The sequence below is a fragment of the Haloarcula sp. Atlit-7R genome, assembly GCF_003666065.1.
GTDB classification, from domain to species: Archaea; Halobacteriota; Halobacteria; order Halobacteriales; family Haloarculaceae; genus Haloarcula; species Haloarcula taiwanensis.
Window position 1 is genome coordinate 1 of sequence record NZ_QXIK01000027.1, and the last position, 20,262, is coordinate 20,262.

Genomic DNA, 20,262 nt, shown 5'->3' on the forward strand with positions numbered 1-20,262 from the left:
CCAGCCCCGTTGGGACCAAGGAACCCGAAGAACTCACCCTCGGGAATCTGGATATCGACACCGTTCACGGCTCGGGTTCCATCACTGTAGGTCAACTGAACGTTCTGTGCGTCAATCGCGTAGCGCGGTCTCCCAGCATCGTCAGCCGCTGGGTTCGTGTTGTCGTGCGTATTCATCGTGGAATCAGTTGCCGTTTCAATTGTACCGCCAGTTCCGCTGCTGGCAGAGATCTGTGTCACGGCTACAATCGGATTAGACTATGAATTTCGTAGTCAAATACTTGCGAGTCCGAAGTTGCTAATTCACTTCAGAAACTGAAGTCATGTCCGTGTCTGTCGATTCGAGTGCGGAATCGGCAGCCCATCGATGAAAGTGGCCGAACGCGGGAAACAGTGCTTCAGCCTTCTTCGTCGGCTCATATTCCACGCGAGGTGGGATTTCGTCGTAGGACTCTCGAACGAGCAACCCTGTTGCGACGAGCATTCGTCTTTAGCTAACACGCACCCTCCTGTTGCGTGGCAGTAGCGAGCCTCTCTTGGAGAATCGGTCGTTCTTGATGGATTTTCTGTGCGTCTTCAGCCATTCGTTCTAACAGTGGCGGTGGCGAGTAGCCGAGATGCTGGCTGAGATCGTGGAGGATGAGCTGGGCGTGCGACCGGAAGGTCGCCGCCCAGCGTTCTGGCGGGAAGACGGCGTCATCTTCGGCGTATTCGGTGACCAGGTCAAGCAGCGTCCGGCTGGCGATCAACGTCAACAGCGCCACATACACCAGAATCTTGACGATGTGCTTCTTCGTCGTATCGAACTCATCGAGTTTGTACCGCGTCTTCAGCTCACGAAAGAGCAACTCAACCTCCCAGCGACAGCGGTAGATCGTTGCAAGATCACACGGGAGAAACTCGCTTCGCGGCAGATTCGTGATGTACAGATGATAGTCGTCGGCGTCCTCGCCGCGGACGCCGACGACGCGGAACCGCTTGGTGTCCCACGACCGCGTGCCTTCGTACGGACCACGCTGAAACTCAACTTCCACCTCAACATCGATGTATTGGCGGTGCAGTTCATCCGCTACGTTCTGGATCTGCTTGCCCTCCAGCGGAATGGCGCGACCGCGCCATTCCCGTAATTCATCCGTTATCACCGGGTTTGCACGGTCTTCCAGCCGGCTCACGAAGTAGCCGCCGTTCTCGTCAATCAGCGCAAAGCGGCGGTACTTGAAGTACGCTAGATCGAGTATCGCCAACCGCCCTTCCAGCCACGGTCCTGTGTCGAATCCGGTGCTGTCGTGCGCTTTCTCGTCGGCAATGCTGAACTGATCGATTGTCTGGTCGGTGACGTTGTGGAGCAGGTGGAGCCGCGCTCCACCCTGCTCCCCTTTGCGGGGTTGAAACTCGTCGGAAAGGAACTCATGAAGCCGTAGAATCGTCCCATCAGCAACCACAATGTCCCTGAATCGGTCGAATTCGTCACTGACCGTATGGGGGACAGCGACCTCGTCGATGCGTCGCTCGACGAGGTCGCAGAGAAACTCCTCCAATAGCGGTGTCAACCGCTGATAGAAGCCACCTGCCGTGAGGGTCTTGTCGGCAGTGCTGTTGTAGCTGCGTCGGAAGGCAGCGAGTGTTCGGCTCTCGCCTGCGGCGAAGCCGAACACGAATGCCCAGACGAGAGCCGGGACTTGGAGCTTGCTGTCCCGTTCGACCACGCCGAGTTCCTCGGCGTGCTCTTCGAGCATCGTCGATGGAAAGAGCGTAGTGAGACGACTCACAATTCGGGATGAGGAGGGGTCGTTGTGCACAGGCGTCACCTCCTCATTCCTCTCGAAAAATAGCCTCGATTAGCCGCTGCTTTCATGCGATTCTCAGATTAGCTAAAGACGAATGGTTGCGACGAGTTCCTTCAGTCGCTCCAAGAGGGTGTTCGGTGAGATACCCAGCTCGGTTTCGAGGTCGGAGAATCTGAGCGGTCCTTCAGAAAACGCGAATTCACGGAGAATCGCCATCGTATGCGCTTTTCCTAAGAGGTCAAGCAACTCCGAGACGGTCTGTTCGACCCGTTCGCGCTCGGCCGGCGACATCGATTTCCGCCGGTCACGAGCAGCCTCACGTCCCTGGGGCACATCGTCCATACAGTTCCATATGATCCCCAGCGCCAAGAACATTTGAGTGTGAATTCGGCAACACAGGGATGTGTGGCGGCCATTACTACGAAACTCCGAAGTCACAAGTATATGACTCCGCCTGTCGTAGTAAGTGGTATGAAAATCGCGGTTTTCGGGGCTACCGGACGAACCGGAATTCCCCTCGTCGAACAGGCACTCGAACGCGGCCACGACATCGTCGCGTTCGCCCGCAACGCGAATGATATCCCCGCGTCGCTTCGCAGCCACGACGCACTCGTCATTGTAGAGGGCGATGCCTACACCGGTGCTGGCGTCGCTGACGCCGTCGCCGGCGGAATCGACAGTGACGAAGCCAGCGCGGTCGATGCGGTCATCTGCGTCCTCGGCCAAACTTCGTCGGGCCCCGACGACCTCCTAACCGAAGCTGGACGGCACATCCTCGATGCGATGGACGAATCCGGTGTCGAACGCATCGTGACACTGGTTGGGGCTGGCGTTCGGGAAGACGGCGAGTCGGTGAGTCTCGGCGGGAAGGCGATGGGCTCACTGCTGAAAGTGATGGCTGGCGGCGTCCTCGAAGACGCCAAATCGCATGCGGAGATGCTCCGGGCGAGCAACGCCCAGTGGACGATCGTCCGTGGCCCACGACTCACAGATGGTGAGCACACGGGGCAGTTCCAGCACGGAACAGAACTTCAGCTGGGGCTACGCGATAGTGCCGCCCGGGCCAACGTCGCCCAGTTCATCCTCGACTGCATAGAAGACGACCTGTACGTCGAACAACTGCCGAAGATCACCGACCAATGAAACGCATCCTCGTTACCGGAGGCACCGGCACCGTGGGGAGTCAGGTCATTAGCCAACTCACCCAGAAAGACGTCGCCGTCCGAGCGGGCGTCCGTAATCCCGAGCGGGCCCGCGAGGAGTTCGTGAGTGATGTCGAATGTGTTGCGTTCGATTTCCACAAACCAGAAACGTGGGGCGCAGCGTTCGCGGATGTCGACGCGATGTTTCTCATCCGACCGCCATCAGTGAGTCGCGTGAAGCGCCATCTCACGCCGGCCGTCGACGCTGCGGCTCGGGTCGGTGTCGACCATGTCGTCTACCTCTCGGTACTCGGGGCCGAAAAGAATCCGCTCTTACCCCATCACCGCATCGAGGAGGCGCTTCGTGAGACCGACGTGACCTACACGTTCCTGCGAGCGTCGTTTTTCATGCAGAATCTATCCGAGGTCCATCGAGAAGACATCGTTGACCGTGATGAGATATTCGTTCCCGCGGGTGACGGAACTACGAGTTTCGTCGATGCCAGAGATATCGCCGCCGTCGCAGTGGCAGCTCTCACCGAACCGGGCCACGAGAATCGCGCATACGACGTGACTGGGCCGGAAGCACTGACGTACGACGACGTGGCCGAAATCTTCTCCGAGGTCTTGGATCGAGAAATCGAATACACCCGACCCGGCCCAATCGAGTTCGCCACGACAATGTACCGCCGCGACTCGCCGCTTTCGTTCGTCATCGTGATGTTAGGCATCTATACGACAGCTCGACTTGGGCTGGCAGGCCGAGTGACTGACGACGTTGCAGACGTGCTTGGACGCCCGCCTCGGACGATGCGAGCGTTCGTCGAAGATCATACAGATGTGTTCCAGCAGGAAGCCAGCCACGCAGACGAATCACAGAAAGCCGATCACTAACCATCGATAGATCAGAAACCGAAGACTTCCATACGACACGAAATCATGCAAACGACAACCCAGCACTCACCGATTGATCGCCGAACGCTTGCAATACGTGGCGGAATCGCGCTCACGCTCTCGCTCGTCGTGAACGGGCTCATCGTCGGGATCGTCACAGCCACAGATGCAGTCCAGCCGTTCCAACCGCTCGCATTCCCACCCGTTCTGTTTCTCTCTGCGGTCGGGGCAGTCGGTGCTACCATCGTATACGGCCTCCTCCAGTGGCGATCAGCACGCCCGAATCGACTTTTCGCGGTGATTACTGGGATCGTGTTGCTCCTATCGTTCGTTCCGGACGTGACGTTTCTCCCGGGGCGTCCGGGAGCCACAACCGCAGGGATTCTCGTGCTGATGGTGATGCACGTGACTGTCGCAGGAGTTTGTTACACGATACTCACCCGGTAGCCCGATAAGTACGAGTCGTTCAGTGTCTATGAAGGAGCGACAAACGCTGCATCAGTTCGATCCCTGGGTAGCACAGCGATTAGGCGTCTTCATAGTCGATATAGGTCTCTTCGGCCTGTAGGAGGGTAGGAAGTTCATCCGCTAGCCGGGATTTGATCTGTGACTCGATACTGGCGAGAGCTGGGCCCGCCTCGACGAGATCGTCTACTTGGTGGTACTCAACAAGATCAACTGCCCGTAAAGCAGGGAGATGGTCATAATACAGCGACATGTAGATCCGGAGCCGGTCTCTGTCGTCGGGATCGGACGGTTCAGGGTCCTCCCAGACAGTGAGTTGGTCAGCTATCTCTGGGAGTGTCAGTGACGTTGGAGTGAGATAGAGACAATAGAGCAGATATCGTCGCCGGTGAACCGCAAAGACCGCGTCAACATCTTCACTCAACGAGGACTCTGCCATATCAGTAGTCGAAAGTTCTTCGTCGTCTGTTAACATATTTGCATCTGGCATCTCACACTGGTTGGTTCTTGGCGTGCTCGACCATACACTCGAGGAGGGGGCGGAGCTCCTCGAATCGTGGCCCTTTGGTGACTTCGTGGGTGTCTCGGTCCCATTGGATGAAGCCATAATCGTCGAGTTTTGGGAGATGTGTGTGATACATCTCGATTCCTCGACGGTGGTTGGCTTTCAGTTCCCCAGCATCGTCACCCGCAGAGAGTTCAACAACCACTTCCTGCGGGTTCTCGTCAAGCAGGTCGACGAGGAGCGTTCGGCGATGTTCGTTCGCCAGCGCATCGAAGGTAGTGTCGTTCATAGTGTCTCTAGCGGACTCCACCATGAAGGTCAACGACTCCCCCGGTGGTTACATCCTTACTAAAAGACTCGACCTGAAGGACGGATAACGTTGTTGTGTATAATAGTTTATGTAATCAGGAAATCCGCACTGCTTAGAGAATATACTGTGTAATCCGAAATTATAGTGTGTGGAATCCCCATAATACCCCTCCCCCAATTGTGGATGAAGGAATTGTGTCGGGTATTAATCAGGGTTTGACTCCTCATCCTCAAAATCGTCGCCGCGCGCTTCCACGTCTTCGGTTCCCTGCAGGAAGAAGTGGTTGAATGGCTGGACGTGGCGGCGGCGCATCATCTCCGACGACTCGATCTCGACACCAATGTCGTGGATCGCATCAGTGATCCTGGTGATATCGCTCGTGCTCGTCCCGACAACATCAATATGGATGTTGCGCCGCCCCGTGAGCATCTCACGAACATCGACCACACCCTGGATCGCCCTGATATCCTCCGAGTACTGTTTGAGTTCGGTGGGAGGTGCGGAGATAACGAACGTCACTTGCAACGGCAAATTGGCTTCCTCGTAATTGATCTCTGGATGATAGCCTTTGATGATACCATCGGCTTCAAGCTGGTCGATCCGGTTCCGAACAGTACTGGCCGAGACACCAGCCGTATCGCCGATTTCCTGTGCTGTCGTGTGACGAGCATCTCTCTGGAGCAGGTAGAGGATGCTTCGGTCAATGTCGTCCAAGTCGCGTCCCATATAGTAGAGTAGCCACCAGAAGGACTAACAAAGTTCCCCATCGAACCGATGCCAAGTACATCGGGTGCGGCCTCCAACTGGAAAGACACTCCTCAAGACAGCTGACTCCGGCTAGCAGAAGGAAATAGCGGATATTCTAGCTGAGATTTCTAGTATCCTTACAACTGTTTATTAACGGGTGAGTCCTACACACGAGACTGTACGATGGCTTCGATTCTCCTCGGATACGGAACTGGCGAAGGACAGACAGCGAAAATCGTGAATCGAGCCAGTGGGTGCCTCGTCGACCGCGGTCACGAGACCACCGTGAAGAATCTCGATGAACTGCCATCAGACTTCACAATTGAGGAATTCGATGCCGTTTGTATCGGTGCGTCGATTCATATGGGACAGCATCAACCAGCAGTGAATGAGTTTGTTCAGACCCATCGTAACGACTTGGAGCAACTACCAACGGCGTTCTTCCAAGTCTCTTTGTCGAGTGCCTCAACTGATCCATCCAGCCGAGCTGAAGCTGCAGAATACGTTGACTCGTTCCTCGAAGAAACCGGGTGGCACCCCGACCGGATTGGACTGTTCGGTGGTGCACTCCGCTATTCGAAGTACGGTTTTCTCAAGCGCTTAATGATGAAACAAATCGCGAAGGAAGCGACCGGCGATACCGACGCATCCCAAGATTACGAGTATACCGACTGGCAAGAAGTCGAAGCCTTCGCCGCTGACTTCGGAACCTTTGTCGAAGGACGTCTCGGACTCACAATATCTGTCAAAAACGAAGAATGAGTGAGCTGAGACAAAGCGAATATGAAGACTTCGACACTCTCCGTGGGTAACAACTACAAGATCTTCAGTTGAACTGCCGCTGACAAAATAATGCCACAATCAGAAGAAGCGGTTCCTCGATCGTATCGTCTCGCGTCAATTGCGACGCTGATATTGACGGTCACCGTAACAGTCGTTGGACTGTTCGTGCCCGAATTCTACCGCGATGCCCCATCGTTGCTTCCACAGGTCTACGGACAAGACATCATAACGCTTGTCGTAGCTGTCCCCGCGTTTGCAATTGCTTTGTACTACGCCTCTCGTGGGTCATTGCGGGGATATACCGTCTGGCTAGGAGTGGCAGGGTATTTACTCTACACCTATGCCTCCTACGCGTTCATGACGGCCTTCAACGAACTGTACCTGGTGTATATTGTGTTGCTCTGGTTAACACTGGTCATCTTTGTTGGTGGGATGGCTCGGTTAGATGCTAGCGCACTGAAACAGGCTGTCGGTGAACAGTCGGTCCGACCGTACATCGCATTCCACGTGCTACTTGGAGTGCTAATCACGTTCTTATGCGGTGCCGAGATCCTCCCGGCGACACTGGCTGGGACGACACCACCGAGCATCGCCGAAGCGGGGCTACCCACGTCAGTCATCTACTCACTCAACCTGGGCATTCTTGTGCCAGCGTTCTTCCTGACAGCGTACTGGCTCCGAGAGGGGGAGCCGTGGGGGTATGCGTTCACAGCTGTACTGCTCGTGAAGGTTGCAACGCTAGGCGGGGCAGTGCTTTCGATGGCTGTCTTCATGATTCGGGGCGGGGAGCCAGTTCCCTTTCCACAGATCATCATTTTCGGGTTCTTGACCCTCACAAGCATCTTTCTCATGAGTCGTTTTCTCCGATCAATCCAACCAGAACCAAGAGAAACACCAGTACAGATGGCCACAAGTACCGAAAGTCAAGGTGGAAGGTAAAACCCGTTTAATTCGCTCACTCTGAATGCGCCTCCGTACTGGACATCCGGTGGTTTCTATCGCCGCACAGTCGCTTTTCAATTTTTGTATGCGACGAGCCCATGGTTCAAAACCGTTTGTTGTGTAGTCTACAGTTACTCAGTGCCTGAAGATGAGAATGAGATGTAGTGTTATTTAGTGCCTTGACAAATAAACGACTAGTAGTGATAAGCAGTGGTAGCAAAGATACACGTTGCTCTCATCGACCCGGACGAAACAATTCGCGAAGCCGTCTCAACAGCATTAGAACGACGAGACGACCCACTCGCTACCACTACATTCACTAATTCAGAGACCCTCGTCAATCGAGTCGGGAACGGAGAGTCGATCGACTGTATCGTCAGTAGTCAGACCCTCCCGCAGATCTCCGGGCTGGAACTGCTTCGCGCCATTCGAGACGACCATCCCGAGCTTCCATTTATTCTGTTCACAGATCAGGAATCCGCATCAGCTACAAAGCGAGCCTTTGCGGAGGATGTCTCCGACTTCTGTACCTCACGGGGCACAACCGGGGAGTACGATGTGCTGGCACATCGGATTCAGAACGCTGTCCGAGAACACCGCCTCAAACGAGAGATCGACCAGACACGGGAACGGTACGAGTTAGCGGTTCGAGCGGCCTCAGACATCATCTGGGAGCGAGATGCCGAGACGAACGACATCAGGCTCTCGGAAGAGATCGAGGACACGTTCGGCCATCCGGCCGACCAGGAGTACGGGTTCGACTGGTGGCAAGAACAGACCCATCCCGACGACGAGGAGCGACTCAAAAGGCGGCTCCACCAGGCATTTGAGGCACAACAAGAACGGCTCTGCCAAGAATACCGATTCCAGCGAGCCGACGGATCGTACGCCTACGTCGAGGATACGTGCCACATCATCTATGACACCGATGGAACGCCCGCCCGGATGATCGGTGCTATCCGCGATATCACCGACCAGAAAGAATACGAACAGCAACTCGAACGGCAAAACGAGCGGCTCAACGAGTTCGCAAGCGTCGTCTCACACGATATCCGAAACCCACTGAGTGTCGCAGTCGGTAACCTCGAACTGGCAGCAGACGAATGTGACAGCGAGTTCCTCGACAACGCCGCGACCGCTCTCACACGAATCGAGTACCTGACGGGGGACCTCTTGACACTCGCTCAATCCGGGAAGGCCGTTGGCGAGACGACACCCGTTCAACTACAAACGATTGCCAAGAGCGCATGGGGGAACGTCGAAACGGCAACGGCGACTCTCGACCTCGGCACTGATGACACCATCGTCGAGGCCGACCGGAATCGGCTGGAAGAAGCCTTCGAGAACCTCTTTCGGAACGCCATCGAGCACGGCGGCGAAGACGTCACTGTCCGAGTGGGGACGATCAACAACGGGTTCTACGTCGAAGATACCGGTGACGGGATCCCCGACGATGCTCGTGACCAAGTGTTCGATCACGGCTACTCGACGGGCGAGGAAGGTACCGGGTTCGGCCTCTCGATCGTCCGGAGTATCATCGAGGGACACGGCTGGTCGATTACTGTAGCGGACGCGTCTTCTGGCGGCGCCCGCTTCGAAATCACTGACGTTCAGCTCTCCGCGTAGGATACCGATTCGGGTGTCATCGTAAATAATTACTTGTCTACACAAACATGTCGTTGATGCCGATGTATATATAGTTCTACCCTGAGATTACAAATTGTCTATCAGAACGTTTGGGATGAATACTGGGAACCCGATTCCAGTCCTTCAGGTTGATGATACGATAGCTACGGGTGTCACGGATTATCTCCAGAAGCAACCTTGCGCATCACTTGTTCACACGTTCAAGATAGTGGTTGACGACGACTTGTCCCTTGGAGGTGAGGACCGGACCATGAGCGCCAGACTCAATCAGGTCTACTTGGTGAAGACTGTGGAGATGATGTTTGACCTTCTCGGGTTCGATCCCGAGGACATTAGCGAGTGAAATATCTCTGTCCCTAGTCGAATAAATCGTCGTCAATACTTCCGTGTCGGTCTCAGATAGCGACAGCTCCCGCAGGTCTGCCATATGCTTCTCGTATTCGCGTCGGAGCAACCGACCAAGAATCGAGAGCGTACGTGTCGATTCGGTAGCCACTATCGTCGTCTTCGCGTCGCCGTTGTGCATGTGGTCAACGACTAGCACTGGTCGGTCCTGGCCGCCGACAGTGTGCGTCTCACGGCTGAAATCAGTGACTGTGTCCAGAGAAACAACAACCGGTCCGTCTTCGGTTTCGATACGGACTGTGCCCGACTCGGCACTGAGAAGGCCACCTCGGAAGTCAGTATCGAGGACGCGCCCGCCAAGTTTGGCAGGATGTTTAATTGTCGCACGGGTCCCGTTCAGTATAGCTTTGAATAGTACTGTACTGAATTTCTCGATGACGGATTCATCAGCCGCAACGAGTGCGACCGCATGCGCGCCGTTCTGCCTGAACGCAACGCTTACTGGCGTGCCTGGTATTGGGTCAAACACTTGAGGAACCGACCGCGGTGAGATATCGATTACTGACGAGAGGGGGATTGTCACTTTCTGGTCGCCGCTTGCCGCCAGCACCAGTTGTCTCTTTCCGAGTACAATCCGTCCCTGAACCGGGGCGTCGATTTCGCCTGCCTCGACGTTGAACCGGGCAGTGAAGTCAGCCAACACCGAGGACATTGCTACCTGATATGTACGCCAGTGGTGTTCTTGAGAGTTCCCCCAATTCCTAATATTGCCACGTTACACTCTTCTACTGATAAGTCTCACTATCGTTGTAAAAAGAGCTGTACTACTGTGTCGACTCACTCTCAATCGGGAACACGAACACTGATACATGTTGAGAAGTTTCGAAAGCCCTTCGTATATAGAGCCCTTAGTCAGTAGGCGGTAGAGTTGATACCAACTACCCGTGCAGTCACGGCACAGTGCGACATTACTCAATATAGCCGAGGTCGCGGAGATTACTCATGATCTGCTCGTCACTGACAGCATCATCGATGGCTTCGTCGAGAGTCTCATGACGTTGTTGAACTACTTGAAGCAGTTGTCGGGCACTTCGGAGTTTATATCGTACATCCGGGTCACCGATGTCATCAAACGCCCCTTCTAGTAGTTTGTCTATCGTATCAAGTGTCGTTTCGGCCATGGCAACGCTACGCCGAACAATTTATTAAATTTTGCTGAATTTACTCTATATCCCTTACATAATTACTGAAACGAATTGAGAGAGAGGGGAGCCGTTGTTGGATGGCGCATGCACTCTCCTTACAACTGAACTTGCGCTGCGAAGCAGGCGCATGACAGAGGGTAGCTATATTAACAATTGAAACGAGTTACACACCGACCGTACCGCTGTCGTGTGGTTGGGTGTGCATTGATTTTCAAAATCTACTATAGCAGAGAATCACGCTGATAGCCGGCTTCTTCGGCGCTAGCGTGCAAAGCTGGGGAATATATAAAATGTGTTAGATAAAACGCTCAGTTTGTTACAGTCATTATGAAGGAATATGTCTGCCACTGAGTCAGTGCAGAACTGGGACGTTCGCATCGAGGACAACACTGTTGTTGTCGAGCTGCCAGAAAATATCAAACTCGACCAGCAAACCGGTGAAAAAATTAACCAGCAGTTCTTCGTGGCGACCGGACAGACCCACGTTGAAAGCGTACTCACACTGTTACGTGTCGAGGAGCCCTTGAGCTCAGGACTGTTCGAAGAGGTCAAGCGCGGGGCTAATAAGGCGGCCGCGGATGGGGCGACCCGATGGGCCATTTATGTCCAGGAGAAAATCAAGGGAATGGCTTTCGAGAGCAATATCGAGGGGCTCGAAACGAAGGTTTTCGAGAACGAACAGCGGGCTCGCGACTGGGTTTATTAATAGGAGGCTCGCCTTCCTCCTGCCTAGGCAAGCCCGAGCCCGGCGCTCAGTCTGGTATGTAGTAGATCGATGTCTGGTCGTGCTCCCCGCGGAGCGACCAACCGACCAGACCGACGGTCAGTATCGTGACTGTCGCTTTCAGTGTGATTCGGAGATGAGATATCTTTATAACGATTTGACGGCAAATAACTCCCGTAGGTCTGAGTAGCCGTGACGCTCGCATTTTTCCGCGAGTTTCTGCCGCGGGTCTTTAGCCGCCACAATGTGGTCACCGAATGTCTCCGTAAGCCACTTAACTGAGTAGTACTACGCTTTGTAACTCTCATTATTATAAACTACCGTCACACCAGCGACGGTTTTTGTCGGGAACGTGGACCTGATCCACCCTGCTGGAGAAGATTGTCTTCGTGTCATCAGAATTGACATAGGGTTGTTTTGTACGTATACTTTGGCTGCATAACTATGCTATTCTATCGTACAAGGTCGGAGCACCTCATTACTGGTCCATACAGGTTAGGGGTGTTTGCATCCTGATTTGCAGCAGTGTGGTCAACTCACACGCATACGGACCAAGTGGTTCGTCCCACTGATCCTGAAGTCAGCTCTGTGGGAGCTGTCTGTTGACTCCATATCTGCTTATTCGATACTTGCTCGTGTGCCTCGCACTAATTAGCGGTGGTAACTCTCTTTAGTAGAGCGGTGTCTGCAGTTCAATCTCGCTGAGTCCGGATTCCGTCTCTCTGTATTCGATTTGCGCTCGTGTGTCTCGCGAATTCATGCTGGCAGCACTCTTCAGAAGACTTGTCGTGCTTCTCGAGTGACTCAGTGTCTTTCACTAACCGCATGACGATTGACATCCTCCTCCGCGTGAACACGGAGGAATCCTGAGTGTTGGAGATTTCAGGTTTCCAGTCCCACCGAGCATCCGAACAGTGAGAATCCGTAAGGATGCTCGCGGTCTGTAGCGGGTGGGACTGTTGGGAGTGCCAAGCCCCCGGTACTTCTATCCTCGACCTCGTTCGACCCCCGTGGTTGTTTGTGCCCGGCGAGGGTCAAGGGGGCGTCAACGGACTCGGAGTTGCTTTGAGTCTGCTTACAACAGTCAACTCCGGTCGAATCCTGTGAGGGTTCGCCGGTTAGTGACTGGTTCCGGTTACTGTTTGATTGCTTGGGGCGGGCAGGCCGCCATCGTAGGACGAGGCAGAATCACTCTGTTCTCACCTGATTCCTACTTCAGAATATGGTTGCCTGCCAGTTCAATGTATGGATTAGTAATCTCGGGATAGCCATCGAGCGTGGATTGATTCCGAGGTGTCGGATTCATTCTGCGGCTAAAGCCGCAGGTATTCTCCTCGAATCTGTATAAAGCGGTTCAATGCAGCGCTCAGTCACTGCGAACCCCACAATAGTACAACTCGATCAGTTATTCCATAGATTTGTTTTCCTAAAAGCTTTTTCTATCCAGTAGAAAGTACAAGTATGAAAGTTGACTTCCTGTCCTCAGTGGTCCCGCTCGTCGTGATTGTTGCCGTTGCGACAGTCGCGCTCACGTCCGTGATGACTCCCTCGACGGTCTTCATGATGGTCTTGCCCTCGATGATCATCTTCTCAGTCATCGCGTTCTTTTTTGGGATGAAATACGGGGAGTTCAACGCCAGTCCGTAGCGGTCCAGCTCGATAGCCAAGGTCCACGTTCGCCACAAGTTGCTTCCATCCCGAATAGCGCAATATTGGACCGGTTAGGTACGGGGTGTTCCACTGGAAGCGCGAAACTCGGGAGGCCACCAACAAGCTCACTGCGCCAGCAGTGAGTCGGTGACAATCGAAGTACTATTCTCTATAGTTTTGCCGGGTTATTGTTTTGAGATGAATACTATTTTTTGTCTACTGTTGGTACGGCCGGGCAATGCAACCGCTTGAGATCGGATTACGGATTCTTGGGGGTATCATTCTCATTGGGGTAAACGCATACTTTGTCGCAATCGAATTTGCCCTAACCCGTGTCAGACAGTATCCTGAGTCAGAGTTCAACACACCCGGATTGGAACTCGCATGGCAGATGACTAACGATCTAGAATTTTATTTGACAACGTGTCAAGTCTGGATTTCTGCTACAAGTATCGCACTTGGGATCATTGCCGAGCCCGGACTGGCAGCACTGTTCGAACCGTTGTTTACAAACACCACACTCGCATCAATCGGGGCTGGCTCGTTACTTGGGTTTCTCCTTATTAACCTGGTCCACCTCACGCATGGCGAACAGACGCCAACGTACCTCGGTGTCGAACGGTCCAAACAGGTTGCTGGGTACGGAGCGCGACCTTTATACTGGTTCGCCAAAATACTCGCCCCAGCCATCTGGGTCGGTGATTCTGTCGCTAAGGCAACACTGGGCCTGTTTGGTATCGAGATGACTCAAGCTTGGACTGAAACAGAACGGGAAGTCATCGAGACACGAGGGGACCTTCGTAATCGGCTTGGCTCAGTGCTTGAGGAAGGTGACGTGGCTGACGACCGGCGCGAAGAAATTATGAACGCTTTGATTATCGGCGAACAGTCAGTCAGTGAGATTATGATTCCGCCCGAGGAGATTGTGGCACTATCGACTGCGGACAGTCCCAGCTCGAATTTCAAGAAACTCGAAGACCATCCTCATACTCGGTATCCTCTTGTTGGCGAAGACCTGACCGAGTTCCGTGGTGTCGTCTACAGTCCAGCTCTGTTTAAACGTCGTGAAGAACTGTCAGCTGGTGACGTCAAGTTTACTGAATTGGCAGCCCCAACGATGACACTATCGCCTGATACCGATGTGAGCGATGCTATCGACCAGTTCCAGGCAGAGCGGCAGGAACTCGCACTTGTCATTGAGAATGGCACTGTTGTCGGACTGGTAACCGTAACCGATCTACTGGAGACAATCATCGGCGATCTTGAAGACCCACTTGATAAGGACAAAGACGTACTCGACTGAGTCAATTTGTAGTCCATATTTTAGGGAGACTCCTCATTATCGCTAGTTGTCCACTCTGGCTCAGGACTCCAGCAGCTGATACGTAGTCTGAGTGAAGCGGGTGAATCAGGTCCCTGATTCGTCCGCTGTCCGGATACGCACCTGATGAACATTCCACAACTCAAGCAGGTGCTTACAGATCCGGACGAGTTCATTACGAATAGCCAACTCAAGACTCTTGCTTTGGAGGTGCTTGAGTTAATTCCGATGCCAGGAATCGAGGGCTTGCCCCTCGCTTCCGGCGATATCATGGGAGTTGTTCTCCGTGCAGCTGTCGGGACAACCTCGGTCAACGGCGTCACGACCAACACAGACGAGACACCCAACAGAGAACCTGTCATGGACTGGCTCCATACTCTGGACAAAGAGCCGATGCTGGACGCTGTCAACGATATTCTCGCGACAATGGCAATGGCGGTTCTCGACCGCGACCGGTCGAGAACCGTCTGTATCGACTTCATGGACAACCCGTTCCACGGGACACCAGAGAGCGACGAGGAAATCCGCCGGATGGCTGCGCTGGACGGCACAACGCAGTGTCACCGATACTGCACAGCGTTCATGATTGCGCAGGGAAAGCCGCTGACGCTGGTGGTTGAACCGGTCGATGGTGGGGATAGCAGGGCCGACGCGGTCGAGCGCGTGCTCGCCCGCGTCGAGTTATATCCGTTCGAGGTTGACCAGATACTCATGGATCGAGCAGCCTACGTTGGCGAAGTGATCGGCGTCCTTCGAGCGGTTGCACCGCCAGTCTTCCCGGTCAGGACAGGGAAAGCGTCGCTGCGTGAGAAACTCGCAGCGACGGCGTCGTACATGACTGAAGAGACGATCTGTGAAGGCAAAGAGCACGAGCAAACGTTTCCACTGGCGGTGAACGTCAGCTATCAGAACGGTGATCGTGGGAAGTCTGGTGTGAAAACGACGGGATACGCGGCGTACGGTCTCGAAGACCGCACGCCGCGGCAAGTCGCAACGGTCTACAACAAGCGCTCACAGATCGAGAAGAGTTACGAGAAGTTCCGTGAGGCACGGGCCGTAACAACAACGCAATCGACGACAATTCGGCTGTTCTACGTGGGTGTTGGCTTCCTGTTAGAACAGTTGTGGCTAGTGGTGCAGTGGGCAGTGCTCGCTCAGCCACGGCGTGGCGGGCGAGCACTCCCGGTAGAGTTCACGTTCAGTGATGCGTTTCTCCATGGGATCGAACGGGTGTTGGACGACGAGTTGGGCTGGAAGACCAAGCATCGGACGAACGGTTTCGGACTGCCGGTAGGGTACGAGCACGGACTCGGCTGAGCCGCCTCGCTTCGGTTGAAGCGAGGCTGACGGAGAGCGACAGCTGTGTTCTGAGAACGTTTTGAGCGACGGTTACAGCGGAAAGCAACCAGATCTGTGACTGCTCTCCTAATCTCCGCAGTCCCAAAAGTGTCCTTCGGCTCGTCTCGGCGCTCTCACCGTGTTAGTCCAGCTTCTTGCTGCCGCCGCTATCGAGAGAGTGGACAACTAGCGAGTATGACTGGGGGAGCCGACAGCTCGGCACAACCAACGCAGGCCGACATCCTCGGACCGGTCGGACTGCCGTTGCTCGCGGGCTTTGGCTTCTGGGTCGGGATAGTCCTCTCGTTGTGTCTGTACGGCGTCTGGTCGTTCACCCAGTACCGGCAGCTACGCAGGCGGCTCCACCAGCCGACACCGCCCAGCCTGTTCAAACATCCAAGTCGGCTCGTTACGATACTTGGGACCGACAGCGACGAGTTACCCGAGTACGGCCGACGCGTCCGCATAACCGGCTGGGCGTTCGTAATCGCTGCAGGGATGACAGCCATATTGGTGCGGATCCTCTATGGAGCTGTCTGAGACATACCTGGAGCTATCCCCTTGTGGGTTCAAGCTACGGGAGGAGAAGGAGCTAAGCACTGCTGCCTGGCCATACACTAAACCACAAGGCTACGAGCGTCGGTGCGCCGGACAGATGGCTATCGCGTTCATATAGGTACTTTGTCGTTATTATTCCGGCGACCAACAGCGCCATTACTTCGAGCGTACCGAACACAAGTTCTTCGAACGTTTCGCCTCCGTAGGCATGTATGAGGGGGATACTGAAGTAGACGAGGTGAGCACCGCCGCCAAGCAGGAACCACCACGACGGGCGCCAGACGCTGTTGGATTCCCGCACTTGCCGTATATCCAGTACCAGTCCGGCGAAATATATCGGCGTGTACAGGTGGACCAGTCCGATACAAATGAGCGCCACTGCCCCTGGAAGCAATGGGAGAAACTTCGGGAGTTGCAACGACGATGTTGCAGTACTGACGAGAGCAAACAGGAGAAGACCCACCAACCCAACAGTTGTCAAAAGTGGTTGGATAGCAAGCACGGTGGCCCAAACCCAGGAGCCGCTCCGCCCACCATCATCTGGTGAGTCGTTCTGTGCGCCGGTTCCACCCATTCTTGACTAGAATGGGTGATAGAGAATCACTTGGCGGCGCCGATTTTCGCTGTCAGAACGATGTGTGGAAAGATCGAAACCGTCGATGGTCCATGTCGCTCGACAAACAACGTCGCTTAATACTGCGAGTACAGAGGCACAAGATGTGTCCCTGGACAGAACTCTCGTGGGTACTGTCTTTTTCGGGGTCATCATACTAGGTGTCTACGGAGTTCTGCCCGGAGTAGCCGGTGGGGTCATCGCGACCGCAATAGGGGTGGCCGCGACTACTAGTGGTCTTAAAGGTATACGTGACGGGTGGAGATTATCCACTATCGACTCTGTGTCACTTCGTGAATCTATCGCGACTGATGGGTTAGTTCGGATCCAGGGGACCGTTTGATCGCCTCGTTCGGGGGACACCCTCGTATCACCGATTCGAGGAGAAGAGTGCATAGCATACGAGTACAATATCTACCACCAGGTGCAGGGGACTGGGGACCCTTCTATCGACGCTGGCATCGAATACAGTCCGTTCATCGTCTCTGACGAGACGGCGGGAATATACGTCGACCCTACGGAGGAGAGTCTCTCACTGGACCACGAGATAGACACAGTCACAGGTGCTGAACTACTGGAACGGGTAGACGAAGCAAGACTCGATCTGGAGCCGTCGGCGCACACGGACTCTGGCTTGTTCAATAGTCCAATCGAGCTGGTGGAGGGAACAATCGGTGTCGGCGAAAGGATACACGTCGTCGGGAAAGCACGTACAGCGCCGGAAGGAGGGGCCGTAGGTGCAGATGCAATCATGACACCGGAGGAGGGACACCTGATAGTGGCAAACGATGAGCCAGAAAGTGCCGCATTGAGAACGGGTGCTCGGGGACTCTTTCTGCTGGTTCTCGGCATAGCATTCAGTGGTATCGGCTTAGTCGCTCTCGTGTCCAATCCCGGTAGTCTAGTTGAGATATTACCGGTTGTCGGTAGTGTTTGAGTTGTGGTATTCTCGACCACTTGTGCTGGGTGCAAAGAACGCGTGTCGGTTACGCCGACTGACGAGTGATTTCGTACGCGATGGTCACGAGGACGGTGATGGGGTTGTGAAAGAACGCTCACTGGCCCACGATTCAGTGCCAGTCGATACGTGGCAGGCAACCCCGTCGCTACTGCTCGTACTCAAAATGAACGTGTTCGCGTTCTCAAGCAGGAAATCGGGTTCGAGGCGTGGCCGGACGGCAGCTTCAAGCGCATCGAGGTTGCCTGGAACGGTGTCGGTGGCGGGTGACCGGGCGGGAAATCGTGACGACAATGCGCCGGATGTGAGTGGTTCGGTGTTCTCCTCAGCGGAATGCGAAACTACCGGCTCTGGTGAATCGCCATAGAGCATCGGTATTCAGCTGTGAGCGGTCGTTGTGACCCCTTCGACAACGATTAGTCGAGGGGTTTGGGGAGATTACCAACACATGTGGTTTCTGGCCGCGATTGTCCGTCGCTCTAAGTTCTAATCCGCACGCAGTCTAGTGATCCACCAGGCTCGGAGTGATTTGATAATAACAATATCAGTATGTCAATTCAGTTTTAGCTACTGGCAGTAGATATTAGTTGGAGCAGATAATGATAGTAGTATTAACAGTCGACTCATAAGTGTTATTGTATGATAGGTAAACAACAAAACCCTGGTGGAAATTCTCGAGGTATATCTCAAGTCGTTGGGTATATTCTGCTATTGGGAATGGTCGTGACTGGGGCAATCGGTGTTATCGTAATCGGGGCGCCAGCAATTGACGCAGTTACCGAGGATCGAGATGAGAGGCAGGCGAGTATCGTGCTCCAAGACATGGACTCAGAATTCGCCTCACTATCCACAAGCGGTGGAACATCACAGGCAGAAATCGATTTGTCCTCCACCAACCCCCGCAGCTACACACTCGACCGGAGCAGTTGGCTAAACATCACTGTCAACGACGACACGACGTGTACAGCGAACATGACTCTCAGTTCTGTCAGATTCGATGACGGTGCCACGACGGTTGCTTACGAGGGTGGCGGTGTCTGGCGAAAACACGATAGTGGCAGTGCCATGGTTACCGCGCCAGCGCTCCAGTACCGCGGTGGAAGTATCGATGTGCGAGTGGTGAACGTCACTGGGAACTTCGAGCGTGGAAACAACAAGGCCCGCCTTCGTCCGGGTTCATCGCAGGCACGGACGTTCTCTGTGCGGCAACAACTTAGCGCGGGCGACTGTGTTCGTCCCAATAACGTCACTATTGCTGTCCAAAGCGATTTCTATCGAGCATGGGGAGCCTATCTCGAACAGGAGTTTGAAACCCCTGTTTCAGCACACGATGGTAATCAGACGGCTGTCATTGGACTGAATGACACGGAACTTCCCCGACGAGTGGACGTGGACCGTAACCGGGTTGTCAATCTTACCAGCAGCGAATACAACGACGTGACCTTGACCAACGAGAGTATCAAGGTCAACAAGAACGTCAACAACACCTACCGCGTATCGGCCCGCCCGCTCCAGAATGGGACGATGCAGGTTGGGAATATCACCTCCGTTGAGGCGGATTCCGAGATTCGTCGCCAACCACTTGATGTGATGTTTGTCATTGACGAGTCTGGGTCTATGGGTCGCTATGACGGCGATACCACGACTCGGTCGGAGGAGGCACAGACAGCTTCGAAGGCTTTCGTTGCAGACCTCAATGAGTCTCGGGACCGAGCTGGGGTCACCTCGTATAACAATGGAGACGGTATCTACCGAGTGACAGACAATAATAGATACATCACCTCGAACTTCGGTACTGCGTCGGCGAATACCGGCCTAAACGAGACTATCGAAGATATTCCTGCCAGTGGCGGCACTGAGACTCAGAACGGGGTCTGGAAAGCGAACAATGTCTTCGCGCTTCAGAGTAACGAGTCCCGTAAAAAAGTCATGATACTGTTGACAGATGGGGTCAACGACGACTGTCAGCAGCCGTGGGCCGGTGACGATACCGATGATCTTGATCCCTTTGACTGTGGATATGATAGCCCGTCCCCGACTGACAATGAGGTGACAGTCGAGTACGCAAAGGACGCCGCAGCGGACGACGTCACCATCTACACCATTGGATACGGTGATTCCAGCGCAATTGACCAGGGGCTACTACAGCGTGTCGCGACTGTCTCCGGCGGTGAGTTCTATCGTGCCGACGACGCTGGCGAATTGAACGACGTCTTTGACGATATTCGGCGCTCCATCGCCAGTACACAGATCATTGCCCGGGAACCAATCTCCTCAAACATGACGGCTAACGGTACTGTATACACACCGGCGGTTCCTGGTGACGACA

23 protein-coding genes and 1 pseudogene are annotated in these 20,262 nt (G+C 54.3%); 14 read left to right on the forward strand and 10 right to left on the reverse strand.

Annotation, left to right across the window (positions count from 1 at the left end):
* The 4 genes and pseudogenes from D3D01_RS25120 to D3D01_RS22015 form a co-directional block, all read right to left on the reverse strand.
* Positions 1-176 (reverse strand): annotated as a pseudogene (locus D3D01_RS25120) (daunorubicin ABC transporter ATP-binding protein); the annotation flags it as partial.
* Positions 177-297: 121 nt separating this feature from the next.
* On the reverse strand, positions 298-483 hold the full coding sequence (locus tag D3D01_RS22005) for a helix-turn-helix domain-containing protein (protein ID WP_121513783.1): 186 nt from the start codon (positions 481-483) through the stop codon (positions 298-300).
* Between the two features lie 10 nt (positions 484-493).
* On the reverse strand, positions 494-1,768 hold the full coding sequence (locus D3D01_RS22010) for an IS4 family transposase (RefSeq protein WP_121513801.1): 1,275 nt from the start codon (positions 1,766-1,768) through the stop codon (positions 494-496).
* 102 nt (positions 1,769-1,870) lie between these two features.
* Positions 1,871-2,128, reverse strand: a complete 258-nt coding sequence (locus tag D3D01_RS22015) for a helix-turn-helix domain-containing protein (RefSeq protein WP_199725579.1) — start codon at positions 2,126-2,128, stop codon at positions 1,871-1,873.
* Positions 2,129-2,257: 129 nt separating this feature from the next.
* On the opposite strand from D3D01_RS22015, the gene D3D01_RS22020 reads away from it, so the two are divergent.
* Genes D3D01_RS22020 through D3D01_RS22030 form a run of 3 tightly spaced genes read left to right on the forward strand, consistent with a single transcriptional unit; the run spans position 2,258 to position 4,269 of the window.
* The gene (locus D3D01_RS22020; RefSeq protein WP_121513784.1) at positions 2,258-2,929 is read left to right on the forward strand and encodes an NAD(P)-dependent oxidoreductase; all 672 of its coding nucleotides are present in this window, start codon (positions 2,258-2,260) and stop codon (positions 2,927-2,929) included.
* Entirely contained in the window at positions 2,926-3,822 is an 897-nt protein-coding gene (locus D3D01_RS22025) for an SDR family oxidoreductase (protein ID WP_121513785.1), read from the forward strand. Before D3D01_RS22020 ends, D3D01_RS22025 begins: the two co-directional genes overlap by 4 nt.
* 45 nt (positions 3,823-3,867) lie before the next feature.
* Positions 3,868-4,269, forward strand: coding sequence for a DUF6069 family protein (locus D3D01_RS22030; protein WP_121513786.1), 402 nt, complete (start codon positions 3,868-3,870; stop codon positions 4,267-4,269).
* A gap of 79 nt (positions 4,270-4,348) precedes the next feature.
* Here D3D01_RS22030 and D3D01_RS22035 read toward each other — a convergent pair whose 3' ends face one another.
* The 3 genes from D3D01_RS22035 to D3D01_RS22045 all read right to left on the reverse strand — a co-directional run bounded on the left by D3D01_RS22035 (position 4,349) and on the right by D3D01_RS22045 (position 5,828).
* A complete protein-coding gene (locus tag D3D01_RS22035; protein WP_147439972.1) occupies positions 4,349-4,762 on the reverse strand; it encodes a hypothetical protein in 414 nt (137 codons plus the stop codon).
* Between the two features lie 16 nt (positions 4,763-4,778).
* The gene (locus D3D01_RS22040; protein WP_121513788.1) at positions 4,779-5,081 is read right to left on the reverse strand and encodes an ArsR family transcriptional regulator; all 303 of its coding nucleotides are present in this window, start codon (positions 5,079-5,081) and stop codon (positions 4,779-4,781) included.
* A gap of 225 nt (positions 5,082-5,306) precedes the next feature.
* Positions 5,307-5,828: an Lrp/AsnC family transcriptional regulator gene (locus tag D3D01_RS22045; protein ID WP_121513789.1), complete on the reverse strand. Its 522-nt coding sequence runs from the start codon at positions 5,826-5,828 to the stop codon at positions 5,307-5,309.
* A 204-nt stretch (positions 5,829-6,032) separates the two neighbouring features.
* Between D3D01_RS22045 and D3D01_RS22050 the strand changes: the two genes are divergently transcribed.
* The 3 genes from D3D01_RS22050 to D3D01_RS22060 all read left to right on the forward strand — a co-directional run bounded on the left by D3D01_RS22050 (position 6,033) and on the right by D3D01_RS22060 (position 9,200).
* Complete coding sequence (locus D3D01_RS22050; protein ID WP_121513790.1) at positions 6,033-6,611, forward strand: flavodoxin domain-containing protein; 579 nt, start codon at positions 6,033-6,035, stop codon at positions 6,609-6,611.
* Between the two features lie 90 nt (positions 6,612-6,701).
* Complete coding sequence (locus D3D01_RS22055) at positions 6,702-7,571, forward strand: hypothetical protein (protein WP_121513791.1); 870 nt, start codon at positions 6,702-6,704, stop codon at positions 7,569-7,571.
* Positions 7,572-7,784: 213 nt separating this feature from the next.
* The gene (locus tag D3D01_RS22060; protein WP_121513792.1) at positions 7,785-9,200 is read left to right on the forward strand and encodes an ATP-binding protein; all 1,416 of its coding nucleotides are present in this window, start codon (positions 7,785-7,787) and stop codon (positions 9,198-9,200) included.
* A 205-nt stretch (positions 9,201-9,405) separates the two neighbouring features.
* Here the strand turns inward: D3D01_RS22060 and D3D01_RS22065 are convergent, their stop codons facing one another.
* Together D3D01_RS22065 and D3D01_RS22070 are read right to left on the reverse strand one after the other, a co-directional pair.
* On the reverse strand, positions 9,406-10,278 hold the full coding sequence (locus D3D01_RS22065) for a CheF family chemotaxis protein (protein ID WP_121513793.1): 873 nt from the start codon (positions 10,276-10,278) through the stop codon (positions 9,406-9,408).
* A gap of 256 nt (positions 10,279-10,534) precedes the next feature.
* On the reverse strand, positions 10,535-10,747 hold the full coding sequence (locus tag D3D01_RS22070) for a hypothetical protein (protein WP_121513794.1): 213 nt from the start codon (positions 10,745-10,747) through the stop codon (positions 10,535-10,537).
* A 379-nt stretch (positions 10,748-11,126) separates the two neighbouring features.
* Here D3D01_RS22070 and D3D01_RS22075 point away from each other — a divergent pair, with 379 nt between their 5' ends.
* The 5 genes from D3D01_RS22075 to D3D01_RS22095 all read left to right on the forward strand — a co-directional run bounded on the left by D3D01_RS22075 (position 11,127) and on the right by D3D01_RS22095 (position 16,344).
* Complete coding sequence (locus D3D01_RS22075) at positions 11,127-11,477, forward strand: hypothetical protein (protein WP_147439973.1); 351 nt, start codon at positions 11,127-11,129, stop codon at positions 11,475-11,477.
* A 1,479-nt stretch (positions 11,478-12,956) separates the two neighbouring features.
* Positions 12,957-13,142 (forward strand): hypothetical protein, encoded by a 186-nt coding sequence (locus tag D3D01_RS22080; RefSeq protein WP_121513796.1) that lies wholly within the window; start codon positions 12,957-12,959, stop codon positions 13,140-13,142.
* A gap of 241 nt (positions 13,143-13,383) precedes the next feature.
* Positions 13,384-14,448 (forward strand): CNNM domain-containing protein, encoded by a 1,065-nt coding sequence (locus D3D01_RS22085; RefSeq protein ID WP_121513797.1) that lies wholly within the window; start codon positions 13,384-13,386, stop codon positions 14,446-14,448.
* Positions 14,449-14,592: 144 nt separating this feature from the next.
* Positions 14,593-15,783 (forward strand): ISH3 family transposase, encoded by a 1,191-nt coding sequence (locus tag D3D01_RS22090; protein ID WP_121513798.1) that lies wholly within the window; start codon positions 14,593-14,595, stop codon positions 15,781-15,783.
* Positions 15,784-15,999: 216 nt separating this feature from the next.
* Positions 16,000-16,344, forward strand: a complete 345-nt coding sequence (locus D3D01_RS22095) for a hypothetical protein (protein WP_233563604.1) — start codon at positions 16,000-16,002, stop codon at positions 16,342-16,344.
* Positions 16,345-16,396: 52 nt separating this feature from the next.
* Here the strand turns inward: D3D01_RS22095 and D3D01_RS22100 are convergent, their stop codons facing one another.
* Complete coding sequence (locus D3D01_RS22100) at positions 16,397-16,936, reverse strand: hypothetical protein (RefSeq protein WP_121513799.1); 540 nt, start codon at positions 16,934-16,936, stop codon at positions 16,397-16,399.
* Positions 16,937-17,399: 463 nt separating this feature from the next.
* Between D3D01_RS22100 and D3D01_RS22105 the strand changes: the two genes are divergently transcribed.
* From D3D01_RS22105 to D3D01_RS22110, 3 genes are all read left to right on the forward strand, one after another.
* A complete protein-coding gene (locus D3D01_RS22105; protein WP_121513800.1) occupies positions 17,400-17,912 on the forward strand; it encodes a hypothetical protein in 513 nt (170 codons plus the stop codon).
* Positions 17,913-18,062: 150 nt separating this feature from the next.
* A complete protein-coding gene (locus D3D01_RS24395) occupies positions 18,063-18,203 on the forward strand; it encodes a hypothetical protein (RefSeq protein ID WP_199725581.1) in 141 nt (46 codons plus the stop codon).
* A 702-nt stretch (positions 18,204-18,905) separates the two neighbouring features.
* The coding region (locus tag D3D01_RS22110; protein ID WP_158600552.1) for a VWA domain-containing protein at positions 18,906-20,262 on the forward strand (1,357 nt) is incomplete at its 3' end.